The sequence below is a fragment of the Sphingomonas sp. BL-S-30 genome (assembly GCF_055521475.1).
The window spans coordinates 4,265,158-4,279,471 of the sequence record NZ_CM145481.1 but is presented as its reverse complement, the minus strand read 5'-3'; the positions used below and the strand labels follow the sequence as shown (position 1 = coordinate 4,279,471).

Below are 14,314 nucleotides of genomic sequence, written 5' to 3'. Positions count from 1 at the left end.
TTAAGGGGAGTGATAGTGAAGCACGAATTGCCGCGGGAAACCACGGTGCGGAGCGCGAACGCGTGGCCGGAACGCCTGTCGCGGCGCACGCGCATGGCGATCAGGCCATTCCACGCCAGCGCCCTGTTCGCCGTCATGGCGGGCGTGCCGATGCTGTTGGTGCCATTCTCGGCGCAGGCGCAGGACGCGCCCCGCACTCCCCCCGCCGCCGAAGCCGCCGCCCCGCAGGATCCGACACCCGCCGACGAGGCGGAAACCCCCGAGGTTACCGTCACCGGCACGAGGATCAGCGGTTTCACCGCGCCGACGCCGCTGACCACGCTGGGCGCGGCCGAGCTCGAATCCAAGGCGGTCAGCACCGTTGCCGATCTGCTCGACGACGTTCCCCAGCTGCGCATCAACCAGAATATCGGCAAGTCGAGCGAGCCGGTCGGCGGCTCCAATGCCGATCTGCGCGGCCTGGGCACGCAGCGCACGCTGGTGCTGGTCGACGGGCGCCGCGTCGCCTTCACCGATCCGGCCGGCACGATCGACACCAACATCGTGCCCGTGGCGCTGATCAACAGCGTCGAGATCGTCACCGGGGGCGCCTCGGCCGCCTATGGGTCGGATGCCGTCGCTGGCGTGGTCAACTTCGTGCTCGACAAGAAATTGAAGGGGCTGAAGCTCGATCTTTCCTATGGCCAGACGATCTATGACGATCATCACCGCCCCACCATCAGCGGCGCCTATGGCACCAGCCTGCTCGACGACCGGCTGCAGCTGACGGTCGCGGGCGATTATCTGCACAATGACGGCCAGACGGCGCAGGGCGCGCGCCCCTGGGGCCGCAACGAAACCGCGTTGCTGACCAACCCGGCTTACACGACCACCAACGGCCAGCCGCGCCTGCTCATCGTCGACAATTCGCGCTTCACCCAGATGACGGCGGGCGGCGTGGCGACACGCGCCAACGGCCTCGCCCTCGCGCAGCGCCTCGGCTTCGCCGCCGGCACCGGCGTCCAGTTCGACCGCAACGGCAACCCCGTCCCGTTCAATTACGGCACCAATATCGGCGGCACCTTCATGACCGGCGGCGACGGCGCGTCGGTCGAGGACGATGGCAACATCATGCCCGAGATCGAGCGCTATACCGCTTATGGCGCGGTGCGGTTCGCGCTGACGGACAATATCACTCTGTTCGCGGACGGGCTCTATTCGCGGGTCAATGTCGAGTCGGATCTGACGCCGAACCCCGACAATGGCGGTCTCATCATCCGCAACGACAATGCCTTTCTGGCAAGCTCGGTGCGCACGGCCATGGGCCAGGCCGGGCTGACCAGTTTCACCATCGGCCGGATGAATTACGAGGACGGCAATTCGCTGTTCGTCAACGCGACTCAGGTCCGCCGCTTCACCTTCGGTGCCGAAGGGAAATTCGGCGAAGGCTGGAGCTGGGATGTGTCGGGTCAGATCGGGCGGAACAGCTATCAGTCGATCAGCTACAACAACCGCATCAACAGCCGCTGGACCAATGGCCTGGACAGCGTGATCAACCCCGCGACCGGCCAGCCGACCTGCCGCGCGCTGCTCACCAACCCCAATCCGACCGATGCGCAGGACCCGTATCGCGACATCCGCGATTGCGTGCCGATCAATCCGTTCGGTGCCGGCGCGGTCAGCGAACGGGCGCTCGATTATTACCGGGGCACGTCCTGGACGCGCTCGCGCCAGGAACAGGATGTGTTCGCGGCCAATCTCTCGGGCAGCCCCTTCGCCACCTGGGCCGGTGATGTGAAGGTCGCGGTCGGCGCCGAATATCGCCGTGAAAAAACGGTGCAGACCGCTGATCCGGATTCGGCCGCGCGGCGCTGGCGCTCGGTCAACTCGCAACCCTTTACCGGCGCGTTCAACGTCAAGGAAGGCTATGCCGAGATTGTAGTGCCGCTGGCCAAGGGCGTCCGCTTCGCGGACAGCCTCGATCTCAACGGGGCGATCCGCTACACTGATTATTCGCTCAGCGGCGGCGTCACCACCTGGAAGGTCGGGCTCAACTATTCGCCGATTCCCGACATCCGCTTCCGCGGGACGGTCTCGCGCGATATCCGCGCGCCGAACAATTACGAGCTGTTCTCGCGCGGCAACCAGGTGATCAACGCGATCATCGATCCCCGCACCAACACCTCGCGCCAGACGGTGCAGATCACCAGCGGCAATCCCGCGCTGACGCCGGAACGGGCCGATACCTTCACCGGGGGCGTCATCTTCCAGCCCGGCTGGCTGAAAGGATTCAAGGCCTCGGTCGATTATTATTCGATCTCGATCAAGCAGGCGATCTCGACCGTGGCGCCGCAGAGCATCGTCGATTTCTGCCAAGCCGGACGGACTGAATTCTGCAGCGGCGTCATCCGCGACCCGAACACGCAGATCATCACTCAGGTGAACGTGATTCCGTTCAATGCCGATTCGCTCAAGACCAGGGGCGTCGACGTCGAGCTGCAATATCGCTTCGGCCTGCTGGGCGGTGAACTCGGCCTGCGCGGCCTGGCCAATTATGTGGCGGAGCTGTCGACCACGTCGAACGGCGTGACCAACGATTATGTCGGCCTGGCCGGCATTTCGCCGCCGCCCCAGGGCCTGCCGGAATGGCGCGCCAATCTCGACGCCAATTATTCGGTCGGCGGCTTCAAGTTCGGGATCGGCTATCGCTATATCGACGGGGGCAAGTTCGATACGCGTTTCAACACCACGACGCTCGACCTGGCGGACAACAATGTCTCGGGCCGCAGCTATGTCGATCTCTCGGCATCGTACAAGGTCACCTCGGCCGTCGAGGTCTATGGCCGCGTCGAGAATCTGTTCAATGTCTATCCGCCCATCACGCCCAACGGCATCACCCAGCCGACGGTCGCCAACGGGACCTTTTTCGACCGGCGCGGAACCTTCATGGCGGTCGGGGCCCGCCTGAAGCTCTGACCGGCCGGCGGGAGGGGGCGCCGCCCCTTCCCGCCGTGCTCGCCGTCATCGGCCATGGCTCGATCGGCCGGCGGGCCGTTGCAACTATCGCGAGATCATCCCCTGGCGGACAGAGCGTGCACGAAAGCGCGCGCATTGGCGCCGACATCGGCGGCGCTCATGCCGGGTTTGTACAGCGCCGAGCCGAGCCCGAAGCCGGCGGCGCCGGCTGCGGTCCATGGGGCCATGGTGTCGGGCGCGATGCCGCCGACCGGCAGCAGCCGCGCCTCTTTCGGCAATACGGCGCGCATCGCCTTCACCACGGCGGGGCTGGCCGCCTCCGCCGGGAACAGTTTCAGCGCGGTCGCCCCCGCCTCGAGCGCGGCAAAGGCTTCGCTCGGCGTGGCGATGCCGGGCAGCGAGATCAATTTCGCCGCCGCGCTCGCCGCGATCACGCGAAGATTGGCGTTGGGCGAGATGATCATCGTGCCGCCCGCCGCGCTCACTGCCGCGACCTGATCCTCGCGCAGCACCGTGCCCGCGCCAATGACTGCCCGGCCGGCGAAGCGCTTCGCAAGCCGCGCGACGCTGTCGAGCGGATCGGGCGAATTCATCGGCACTTCGATCAGGGTGAAGCCCGCCTCGACCAGCGCCTCACCGATCGCCTCGACCTCGTCCGGCCTGACGCCGCGCAGGATCGCGATCAGCGGGCAGCGGGCAAAACCGGCGTCGAAGGAGGCGATATGGCTCATGCTCTTGCTCCGATGGCGATGATTCCGGCACTGAACGCGGTCTGGCTGTCGACCAGCCGCGCCGTGCGGCCATGCGCCTCGATCGCCGCGGCATAAAGGCCGCCCAGCGCCGGGTCCGCCAGAATGTGGACGATCTCATGCCCCGGCGCCTCGAGCCGTGCCGCGACATCGGTGCCGATCAGCAGCCCGCTGGCAAAGCTCGCCGCATCCCTGTCGTCGCGTTCGCCCAGCAGCTTCGCCGCGCGGATGCCGAACAGCGACGCGGCAAGGTCGCGCTTGCGCCCCTCTTCGACGCCATCGCGAAAGGCCGCGCCCAACGTCACGTCTCCGCCGATCTGCGCCGCGAGCAGCCCATGCGCCCGCAGCAAGGCGAACAGCTCGCCGGTCATCGCGGTGGTGAAACCGGCGATGCGTCCGGCGACCATCTCGACCCATTTGCAATGCGTGCCGGGCTGCACCAGCAGCGCGTCGCGCGGGACCAGCCCGGCCTCGACCGCGCCGATCAGCTGCACCTCCTCGCCGCGCATCACATCGGCGGGGCCGGTGGTCGACACACCGGGCACGATCGCGGTGCGCCCATCGATCCACAACAGGTTGGCGGCAAGCTCCGCGGTTCCAGCGGGTGCGGGAACATAAGGCGCCACCCGCCAGCCGATGTTCGACCCGACCATCCCCGCCATCAGCAGCGGCAGGTCGCCGAAAGAACCGCGAATCGATTCAGCCTCGACCTCGAAATCCTCGACCGTCGTCACGCCGTTGCCGTCACGTTCGCTGCGCGCGACGCGGCCGCCCTCGATCAGGAAGACGCGTCGGTTGGTCGTCCCCCAATCGACGGCAAGGAATCGGTCTGCAAAGCTCACCACCAGGTCGCGTAGAGCGCGATCAGGATCAGGACAACGCCCACGCCGCCGATATTGAACGCGGTCGTCGTACGGAAGCTCACGCCCTCCATCGTCACCCGGTTCGCATCGCCCCGGCCCTTCACCAGCAGCGAGATCGCCATTGCGAGGAACAGGCTGACCAGAAATACGAACATCATGCGGTTCATGAACGGGAAGAGATAGGCATTGAGCGCCTCGGGCAGCCAGGGCGAGGGGATGCCCATCTTGAGGACATAGGAGAGCAGGACCGAGGTGATCGCCGCGACGATCGCGCCCGCCTCGGTCGCCGGCTTCCAGAACAGGCCGAGCAGGAAGATGACGGTGATGCCCGGTGTGAAGAAGCCGGAGAATTCCTGGATGAACTGGAACGCCTGATCCGAATTGCCGAGCAGTGGCCGCGCCGCGATCAGCGCGATCACCACGGCGAGCGCGGCAACGATGCGGCCGACCAGCACGAGATGCTTTTCCTGGCCTTCCACCTGGCCGTCCTCGCCCCGCGTCCTGATGCCGCGCGCCTTCGCGTAGAGATCGAGCGTGAAGATCGTCGCGATCGAATTGATCTTGGACGCGGTCGACGCGATGATCGCCGCGATCAGCGCCGCGAAGACCAGGCCGAGCAGGCCCGAGGGCAGCAGCTTCATCATCGTCGGATAGGCTTCGTCGGGCTTTACCAGATCGGGTGCGAGTACGACGGCGGCGATGCCCGGCAGCACGATGATCGCCGGCATCAGCAACTTCAGCCAGGCCGCGAACATCACGCCCTTCTGCGCTTCGGCGATGTTCTTCGCGGCCAGCGCGCGCTGGATGATGTACTGGTTGAAGCCCCAATAGCTGAGGTTCGCGATCCACATCCCGCCGACCAGCACCGCGATGCCGGGCAGGTCCTTGTAAAAGGGATGGTCCGGGCTGAGGATCATGTCGAAATGCCCGGGCACGCGCTCGGTGAGCGTGGTGAAGCCGGCGATCACGCCGTGTCCTCCGCCGACCTGGTTCAAGGTCAGATAGGAAATCACGAGGCCGCCGAACACCAGCAAGGTGACCTGGACGATGTCGGTCAGCGCCACCGCCTTGAGGCCACCATAGAGCTGATAGAGCAAGGCGAAGGCGCCCAGCGCGACCAGTGCCGTGTCCTGGTCGACCCCAGCGACCTTGTTCACCGCGATCGAGCCGAGCCAGATGATCGACGTCAGGTTCACGAAGACGTAGAGCGCCAGCCAGAATAGCGCCATCAGCACCGGCAGTACGCGGCCGTACCGCTGCTCCAGGAACTGCGGCATGGTGTAGATGTGGTTCTTCAGGAAGATCGGCAGGAAATATTTGCCGACGATCAGCAGGGTCAGCGCCGCCATCCACTCATAGGACGCAATCGCCAGCCCAAGCGCATAGCCCGAGCCCGACATGCCGACGATCTGTTCCGCGGAAATGTTCGCCGCGATCAGCGACGCGCCGATCGCCCACCAGGGAAGCGACTTGGAGGCGAGGAAATAGTCGGACGAGTCCTTCGCATGGCCGGCCTTTTCGCGGCTCACCCATTGCGCAAGGCCGAAAATGCCGATGGCATAGGCAATGACAACGATGACATCGATCTGCGACAGGCTCGTCATGCTGCTCCCCCTCGGTGCCTGCGGGCGCGAGGCTCCAGCAGCGTTGTCGCCTGTCTATCCAGATTTTTCGGCCTGATCCAGCCGATCCGCGCTCCCCGTTGACCGCGGTTCCAGGTTGCGAGGGTCGCAAAATCGGCCTTGGTTCGCTGGTCTTCTGATCCTCCAGCCAGGCGCGCCGGCCGCCGAAAAAATTTTGCCGAACCTTGTCGATTTCCGACAAGCTCGTTCGTCGTCCCGATGAGACGCCAACAGGGGCCGGCTCAAGCAAGGAGACTGACGATGCGCGTGATGGTGTTTGCAATGGCCAATGAGGGGGTCGATCCGGGCCTGGAGCCCACGCCCGAAATGCTCGAGGCGTTCGCGGCGATGGACCGTTTTACCGAGGAACTGGTCCAGGCCGGCGTCATGGTGGCCGGTGCTGGGCTCAAGCCGACCGCCGAGGGCAAGCGAATCGTCTGCGAGGGCGCCGGCCGCACCGTCATCGACGGGCCGTTCGCCGAGGGGCGCGAGATCGTCGCCGGCTTCTCGATCTGGGAGGTCAAGGACATGGACGAGGCCGTGGCCTGGGCGAAGCGCGCGCCCAATGTCATGCCCGGGCGAAGCGAGATGCAGATCCGGCCGTTCTACGAGGCGGCGGATCTGGCCGATTTCATCACGCCCGAGGAATTGGCGACGCCGCGCGAGGGCGAGCGCGGGAAACTCGGCGTCGCCTGATAGCGCCGGCGGGGGCCGGCGACGGCGCCGGCTTGCCTCTCTAGCGGGCCTGACCGAAAAGGCAGCGTGACCGCAGGCGAGACCCACCAGGCGATTGAAGCGACGTTTCGCATCGAACGGGCCAGGCTCATCGCGGGCCTGGCCCGCATGGTGCGCGATATCGACCGGGCCGAGGAGCTGGCGCAGGACGCGCTGGTTACGGCCCTGGCCGAATGGCCCAGGACCGGCGTCCCGGCCAATCCGGGCGCCTGGCTGATGACCGCTGCCAAACGACGCGCCATCGACCTGTTTCGGCGCGACAGGATGCGCACGCGCAAGCACGAGGAGATCGCGCGGACGCTGGACGAGACCTCGGACGATGCGGCCGAGGCGATCGACGCCGCGATGGACGATGATCTGGGCGACGAACTGTTGGGCCTGATCTTCACGGCCTGCCACCCCATGCTGTCGCCCGATGCCCGCGCGGCACTCACCCTGCGGGTGGTCGGCGGTCTTACCACCGACGAGATCGCCCGCGCCTTCCTGTCGAGCGAAGCGGCGATCGCGCAGCGAATCGTCCGCGCGAAAAAGGCCATCGCAAGGGCCGGATTGACCTTCGAGGTGCCGCGGGGCGCGGAACGCGCGGCGCGGCTGCCCTCGGTGCTCGAGGTCATCTACCTCATCTTCAATGAAGGCTATGCGGCCACGGCGGGCGACGATCTCGTCCGGCCGGGCCTGTGCCTCGAAGCGCAACGCCTCGGTCGCATCCTGGCCGGGCTGATGCCCGGGGACGCCCCCGAAAATGCCGAAGTGCTCGGCCTCCTGGCGCTGATGGAGATCCAGGCGTCGCGCCTCGGCGCGCGCACCGGGCTGGACGGCGCTTTCGTTCCGCTCACCGAGCAGGATCGCGCGCGTTGGGACCATTTGCTGATCCACCGCGGCCTCGACGCGCTGGCCCGCGCCGAAGCGGCCGGTGGCGACGGACCCTATGTACTGCAAGCCGCGCTCGCCGCCTGCCATGCGCGCGCGCGCCGGGCCGCCGATACCGACTGGCGGCGCATCGCCGCGCTCTATGACCGGCTGCGCGTCGTAGTGCCCTCGCCCGTGGTCGATCTCAATCGCGCGATCGCCCACAGCATGGCCTTCGGGCCCGAAGCAGGCCTCAGACTGGTGGACGAGATCGCCGATGCCGACGCGCTGCGCCATTATGCGCCCCTGCCGGCGGCAAGGGGCGACTTCCTGTTTCGCGCCGGCCGGCTGGCCGAGGCGCAGTCGGAATTCCAGGCTGCCGCCACGCTTACCCGCAATGCGCGGGAACGGGCCTTTCTCCTCGCCCGGGCGGATGCCTGTGGCGGCGAGCAGTGATCCCGCTTTCCGGGCGCAAGCCCTGGTTGGTCAGGCCTCGGCATTTGCGAGGCCTCAGCGCGAGCTTGGGACGTCATCCGACACGTCATGGCCTTCCGTCTCGATCGCGGGTGCCAGACCCTGTTCATTGCCGAAGAGGTCCCACACCGCCATGAACAGGGCGGCGATGACCGGACCGATCACGAACCCATTGAATCCCATCAGTTCGAACCCGCCCAGCGTCGCAACCAGGACGACATAATCAGGCATCCGCGCGTCACGCCCGACCAGGATCGGGCGGACGACATTGTCGACGCTGCTGATGATGAAGAAACCGCACAGAAAAAGAACGCTGCCCTGCCAGATAGCGCCCGTGGCCAGCAGATAGACGGTCACGGGTACCCAGATCAGACCCGTCCCGATTGCCGGGAAGAGCGAAAACACCCCCATCGCGACGCCCCAGAGCAGTGCGCCGGGTATTCCGAGCAACCAGAAGGTGAGGCCGCCGACCGTGCCCTGCAACAGGGCGACGATCAGGCTGCCCTTGATCGTCGCGCGGATCACCATGACGAATTTCGCGACCAGGATCGCGCGTTGTTCGGCGCGCAGCGGGATGCTCCGCTCGATCCGCGCCGCCAGATCGTGCCCATCCCGCAGAAAGAAGAATGTCAGGTACAGCATCACGCCGAGAGCAAGAAAGAAGCCGAACGCCCCTTGGCCAATGTTCAGGATTTGGCCGGCAACCGACTGGAAGCTGCTTGCGAAACCCTGGCCCAATTTGGTGCGCAGACCACCGACGTCGCCCAGGCCGATGTCGGTGAGCCAGCCCCTGGCCCAGTCCGGCAAATGGCTCTGCGTCTCGACGAACAGACGTCCGAAATCGATCTCGCCATTGCGGACGCGGGCATAGAATGCGGCGGCTTCGCTCAGCAAGGCTGCGCCGAGCAGCATCGCCGGCACCACCACGACGCAGACGATGACGAGCAATGTCGCCACCGCCGCGCCGTTGCGACGACGCGGCATCGCGCTGAGCAGCCGCGTGTTGAAAGGCTCGAACAGAACGGCCGCGATCACGGCCCAGAGGATCGCGCCCGAAAAGGGCGCGGCCAGCCACAGAAAGGCGAGCGTGGCGAGCGCGACCAGCGACAGGAGGAACAGGTGCGACCGGTTCATGCTGAACGACATATCGTCGCTCACGAGCCGCTGCCAGCGCGCATCGGGATCGGCGCAATGCGCTCCGTGAGGCGCCGGACGAGGGGCTTGCAGCCTTCAAGCAGCAACAAAAGGACAACGCCAAGGCCGAGGGCCAGCACCATGTCGCTCCATGCGATCGATCCGAACTTCAGCAAGGCCTGCGCTGAAGGCAGGAACAGGATCAGGGCGGTCACGCCAGTGATGTTAAGGGCGATATAGCGCAGCGCCGCATTGTGCCGGACGAGCGCTTGCCGGAGCGACGCGCCGAACGATCGATTGACCAGGATCAGCGCGACGATCTGGGCGACCAGCGCGAAAAAGGTCAGCGCACGCAGCTCGGTCTCGGGCATGCCGGACCAGCTCTCGACCAGGAAGGCCGTCGCCAGCATCGCGAAGGCGAGACCGCCCTGGAACACGCTCCATATGATCATCGGCAGGGAGAACAGGGCTTCCGACGGGTCGCGCGGGTGACGGCGCATGATGTCGTCCTCCTCGCGCTCGGCTTCGAACACCAGGGCGCAGACCGGGTCGATCACCATTTCGAGCAGCGCGATGTGCACGGGTCCGAACAGGATCGGCAGGCCGAAGAACAAGGGTAGCAACGCCAGGCCGGCAATGGGCACATGCACCGCGAAGATGAACGCCATCGCCTTGCGGATATTGTCGTAGATTCGCCGGCCGAGCCGGACCGATTGCACGATCGACCCGAAATCGTCCTCGAGCAGGACCATGGCCGCGGCCTCGCGCGCGACATCGGTACCGCGCTTGCCCATGGCGATGCCGATGTGCGCCGACTTGAGCGACGGCGCGTCGTTGACGCCGTCGCCGGTCATCGCGACGATTTCGCCATCCGCCTTGAATGCCTGGACGATGCGCAGCTTCTGCTCGGGCATGATCCGGGCGAAGACGGTGACGGTTTTCAGGCGCCCTGCAAGCGTGGCGTCGTCGAGCCTGGCCAGGTCAACGCCGGTCAGCACGTCGCCGTCAGCGATCCCCGCCTGGGTGGCGATCGACCGCGCGGTCGCCGCATAGTCGCCGGTGATCATGACGACGCGGATGCCCGCGTTGCGACACTCGGCGACCGCGCCGGGCACGCTGGCGCGGATCGGATCGGCCAGCCCGACCAGCCCGACCAGTGTATAGTCATAATCAAGCTGCGTCTTGGCCCAGGCCCGATCGCGTGGTGTGGCGGTCGCGACACCGAGCACGCGGATGCCACGCATCGCCATTGCCTCAACCGCGACGGTCATCGCCGCATGGCCTTGCACAGGCAGACGACACAGGCTGGCGATTGCCTCGGGTGCGCCCTTGGCGGAAAGGGTCAACGCATCGCCATCGTCCCAGATATTGGACATCGCCAGAAGCTCGGGGCGAAGCGCATAGGCATGCGCCAGCGCGCCGCTGGACAAAGCCGTACCCAGGACCGTGCCCTGGGCATCGTGCAGCGCGATCTCCATAGGATCGGTCGGCTCGGCCGCGCTGGCCAGCGCGGCCGTCCGGATCAGGCCATGATAGGCTGCGGGAACGCGCAGGTCCGGCCCAACCGCGAGCGTGTCGCCCGACGGCAGCCAGAACTCGGCGACCGACATGCGATTCTCGGTAAGGGTGCCGGTCTTGTCGGTGCACAGCACGGTTGCGGAACCGAGTGTCTCGATCGCCGCCGCGCGACGGGTGAGCACGCCGACCTTGCCGATTCGCCACGCGCCCATCGCAAGGAACACTGTCAGGACAACGGGGAATTCCTCAGGTAACATCGACATGCCGATCGCGATGCCGGCCAGCACCGCGTCGATCCAGCCGCCGCGCAGCAGGCCGAACAGCAAGACCACAAGCAGCGCAACCGCGCCCCCGCCGATCCCGCACCAGGTGACGATCCGCGTGGTTTCCCGGCGCAGGCGCGGCGCTTCGGTATCGAGCGTCGCGAGCGACTGGCCGATCCGGCCGATTTCGCTGCGCGGCCCTGTCGCCAGCACGCGGGCGATGCCGGTGCCGCGCGTGACGAGCGAGCCCGAATAGACAAAGGGCTGGCCCTCGCCGCCGGGGCGGAACGTCGCGGTGGGAGCGCCCGCGTTCGCGACCGTCTTGCCGACCGGTAGCGATTCACCCGTCAGCAGCGACTCGTCGGTCTGAAGATCGGCTGCCTCGACCAGCATCGCGTCGGCCGCGATCCGGTCGCCCTGTTCGAGCACGAGCAGATCGTCGCGTACCACGTCGCGCCCGGCAATGCGCAGGCGCACGCCATCGCGGAGGACCAGCGCGCGCGGCGCCGACAGGTCGCGCAGTGCCTCGAGCACATGCTCGGTGCGGGTTTCCTGGATGACCGTGACAGCGACGGAGAAGGACGCGAAGCCAAGCAGGATCAATGCTTCGGCCAGGTCCCCAAGCAGGAGATAGGTGACCCCGCCCGCCAGCAGCAGCGCCAGCATGGGCTCGTGTAGGACCTCGATCGCGATGCGCGCGATGGACCGTTGCCCGGCACGCGGCAGCTCATTAGGTCCATCCGCTGCCAGGCGCGCGCGCGCCGTCTCGGCGGTCAGGCCGGCCGATCGGCTCCCGTCAATCATGAATCCTCCCGCTTGGGACCGCATTCAGCTTTATCGGCGCGGTGCGCAATTGAAGACATGCGGGCACGGGCAAGCTTCTCCAGCGCGCCCAGGCCCTTCTTCACTACTTGGCGATATGCACCGCGCCCGCACAGCCGATACACAGTGCAGTCGCTGGCAGCGCGTTCAGCCGGTCGGCCTCGATGGCGTTGCCGCAACGGGTGCAGATTCCATAGCTGCCCGCGTCAAGCCGCGCGATTGCCTTTCTGGTCAGTTCGATTTCTGCGAGCGCAGCGCTTTCCAGCGTGTCCAGCGCCTGGTCACCCTCCCGCTCGACTGCCTGTTCGGCAAAGTCGTCGTCGAGCGGTCGGCCCAGTTCGCCTTCGATACGCCCAACCTCCGTCACCAACTCGGCGAGTCGCCCCGTTAGGCGGGCACGAGTCTCAATCTTGTCCGGCATCAGGCCACCTTCCCATCAGTGGTCATCGCCGCAATCCCATCGACCAGGCCGAGCCGTTGCTTCTTCACCGTCCTGAAACAGGTCTCCGGTGACGAGCACCTGCGCCGAATCGCCACTAGGAGAGCCTGGTAGCTGTTGACGAACTGGCGGTGGATCAACCGCGCCTCGCCACTTTTCGCGATTTGACTCAAACGCCGATGCGCACGCGCTCGCTTGAGCAGATAGGGAATTTCAAGTGCGTCCATGAATCACCTCCGCAAGAGGACGGTGCCATCCATGCGATACGGAGTCGCTACGGGATTCTCCGGACCATGGGCGTGGCGTGATGAGCCCGATGGCCGTCGACAAATGCTCATGGCTGATGTCGCCGGGCCGATCCTTCCGCGCGGGCATGCTTATAGCGCTCAAGCACCGCGCGCATATCCGCAACGGCATGCTCGCGAGCCCTTATATCCTCGATTTGCGCGAGCTCCTGTTTCAGTTTCGTGGCGAAATCGGCATAGCTGTTCTGCCAGTCCGGCCCGATCACGTCCTGAAGTTTCGGATCGGCGGTCCTGATTCGCGCGGCGGGCGTCGCGGGCTCGAGATGGTAGGCCTCCCCGATCTCCGGCACGAGGATCGAGGGCGCGATCCGTCTGCTTTGGGCGAGCTGGCGCAGCGCTTCGATCGACGAGGCTTCTCCATGGCCGAGGAAGAGGCTGCCACCAACCGGACGGCGAGCTCCCATCCAGGCGAGCAGGCCGTCCTGGTCGGCATGCGCGGAATAGGTGTCGATGTGGCGGATCTGAGCGCGCACGACGATATCCTCGCCCCAGATACGCACGCGTTCTGCCCCTTCGAGGATTACGCGGCCCAACGTCCCCTCGGCCTGGAAGCCGACAAACAATATCGTCGCTTCGCGCTTGGACAGATTGTGCTTGAGGTGATGCCGGATGCGCCCCGCCTCACACATGCCGGATGCAGCCAGGATGGTCGCTCCCGAGACACTGTTCAACCGGATCGACTCCGCAGTGGCGTCAACGAAATGGAACGCCGTGTTCCGGAAGATATTCTCGCCGTTCATGTCCTCGAGCGTATCTGCATATTTCGCGAAGACGGCCGTCGCCCTGTTGGCGAGGGGCGAATCCACGAAGATCGGCAGGGACCGGATACGTTTCGCGTCGATGAGCGCCGCCATATCGAGCAGCAGTTCCTGCGTCCGTTCAAGCGCGAACACCGGGATGATGAGGTTTCCGCCGCGCGCCAGCGCCTGCGTGATTTCGTTTTCCAGGATGGTGCGGCGCTCGAAGATCGTCACGTCATCCCTCTTGCGGTCACCATAGGTGGACTCGCAGATGACATGATCGAAGCCGGCGGGGCTTTCAGGGTCGGGATGGAAGGCCTTGTGCTCGGGTCCGATATCGCCCGAGCAGAGGATATGGGTGCCACCGACCAGCAACTCGACCGAGGCTGATCCCAATATGTGTCCGGCGTTCCACAGGCGCGCCTTGAAACCGGGAACGGGTTCGAACCACTCCTTGAGGGCGACCGCTCGGGCCTGCCTCCAGGCAGTCATCGCGTCCTGCTCAGTGTAGATTGGTTTGATATCGGGCAGGTCCGCGCGGTCCTTGCGTCGGTTGCGCCGGGCAGCGTCGCCCTCCTGGATGCGGCCCGCATCGGCAAGCATGAACTCGAGCAGCGCCGCGGTCGGCTCGGTGCACCAAATGTCGCCGGTGAAGCCTTCGGCAACCATCCGGGGCAGCAAACCGCTATGGTCGATATGCGCGTGGGTGAGGATGACCGCATCGACGTGGCGCGCGTCGAACGCGAATGCGCCGTGATTCAGTGTCTCCAGCGTACGCGAGCCCTGGAAGAGGCCGCAATCCACGAGAATGCGCTTCCCCCGATGCGTGAATTCCATGCAGGAACC

At 65.9% G+C, this 14,314-nt stretch carries 11 protein-coding genes; 3 read left to right on the top strand and 8 right to left on the bottom strand.

The features are described from left to right. The first annotated feature begins 15 nt into the window (after positions 1–15). On the top strand, positions 16–2,955 hold the full coding sequence (locus tag ACZ1I5_RS19980; protein ID WP_465170979.1) for a TonB-dependent receptor domain-containing protein: 2,940 nt from the start codon (positions 16–18) through the stop codon (positions 2,953–2,955). 95 nt (positions 2,956–3,050) lie between these two features. On the opposite strand, the gene ACZ1I5_RS19975 is transcribed toward ACZ1I5_RS19980, so the two are convergent. The 3 genes from ACZ1I5_RS19975 to ACZ1I5_RS19965 are packed head-to-tail and all read right to left on the bottom strand — an operon-like array spanning position 3,051 to position 6,171. After that, a complete protein-coding gene (locus tag ACZ1I5_RS19975) occupies positions 3,051–3,686 on the bottom strand; it encodes a 2-dehydro-3-deoxy-6-phosphogalactonate aldolase (RefSeq protein WP_465170978.1) in 636 nt (211 codons plus the stop codon). Beyond that, on the bottom strand, positions 3,683–4,552 hold the full coding sequence (locus ACZ1I5_RS19970; protein WP_465174010.1) for a 2-dehydro-3-deoxygalactonokinase: 870 nt from the start codon (positions 4,550–4,552) through the stop codon (positions 3,683–3,685). The genes ACZ1I5_RS19975 and ACZ1I5_RS19970 overlap by 4 nt, the downstream gene beginning before the upstream one ends. After that, entirely contained in the window at positions 4,543–6,171 is a 1,629-nt protein-coding gene (locus ACZ1I5_RS19965) for a sodium/sugar symporter (RefSeq protein WP_465170977.1), read from the bottom strand. The genes ACZ1I5_RS19970 and ACZ1I5_RS19965 overlap by 10 nt, the downstream gene beginning before the upstream one ends. Before the next feature lie 279 nt (positions 6,172–6,450). Between ACZ1I5_RS19965 and ACZ1I5_RS19960 the strand changes: the two genes are divergently transcribed. Together ACZ1I5_RS19960 and ACZ1I5_RS19955 are read left to right on the top strand one after the other, a co-directional pair. Then, the gene (locus ACZ1I5_RS19960) at positions 6,451–6,885 is read left to right on the top strand and encodes a YciI family protein (RefSeq protein WP_465170976.1); all 435 of its coding nucleotides are present in this window, start codon (positions 6,451–6,453) and stop codon (positions 6,883–6,885) included. Between the two features lie 66 nt (positions 6,886–6,951). Then, the gene (locus ACZ1I5_RS19955; protein ID WP_465170975.1) at positions 6,952–8,229 is read left to right on the top strand and encodes an RNA polymerase sigma factor; all 1,278 of its coding nucleotides are present in this window, start codon (positions 6,952–6,954) and stop codon (positions 8,227–8,229) included. 54 nt (positions 8,230–8,283) lie between these two features. Here the strand turns inward: ACZ1I5_RS19955 and ACZ1I5_RS19950 are convergent, their stop codons facing one another. The 5 genes from ACZ1I5_RS19950 to ACZ1I5_RS19930 form a co-directional block, all read right to left on the bottom strand. Continuing rightward, positions 8,284–9,381, bottom strand: a complete 1,098-nt coding sequence (locus ACZ1I5_RS19950) for an AI-2E family transporter (RefSeq protein WP_465170974.1) — start codon at positions 9,379–9,381, stop codon at positions 8,284–8,286. Between the two features lie 20 nt (positions 9,382–9,401). Further along, the gene (locus tag ACZ1I5_RS19945) at positions 9,402–11,966 is read right to left on the bottom strand and encodes a cation-translocating P-type ATPase (protein WP_465170973.1); all 2,565 of its coding nucleotides are present in this window, start codon (positions 11,964–11,966) and stop codon (positions 9,402–9,404) included. A gap of 103 nt (positions 11,967–12,069) precedes the next feature. Next, a complete protein-coding gene (locus ACZ1I5_RS19940) occupies positions 12,070–12,405 on the bottom strand; it encodes a TraR/DksA family transcriptional regulator (protein WP_465170972.1) in 336 nt (111 codons plus the stop codon). Further along, the gene (locus ACZ1I5_RS19935) at positions 12,405–12,650 is read right to left on the bottom strand and encodes a hypothetical protein (RefSeq protein ID WP_465170971.1); all 246 of its coding nucleotides are present in this window, start codon (positions 12,648–12,650) and stop codon (positions 12,405–12,407) included. Before ACZ1I5_RS19935 ends, ACZ1I5_RS19940 begins: the two co-directional genes overlap by 1 nt. Positions 12,651–12,757: 107 nt before the next feature. Then, entirely contained in the window at positions 12,758–14,305 is a 1,548-nt protein-coding gene (locus tag ACZ1I5_RS19930; protein ID WP_465170970.1) for an MBL fold metallo-hydrolase, read from the bottom strand. Positions 14,306–14,314 lie beyond the last annotated feature (9 nt).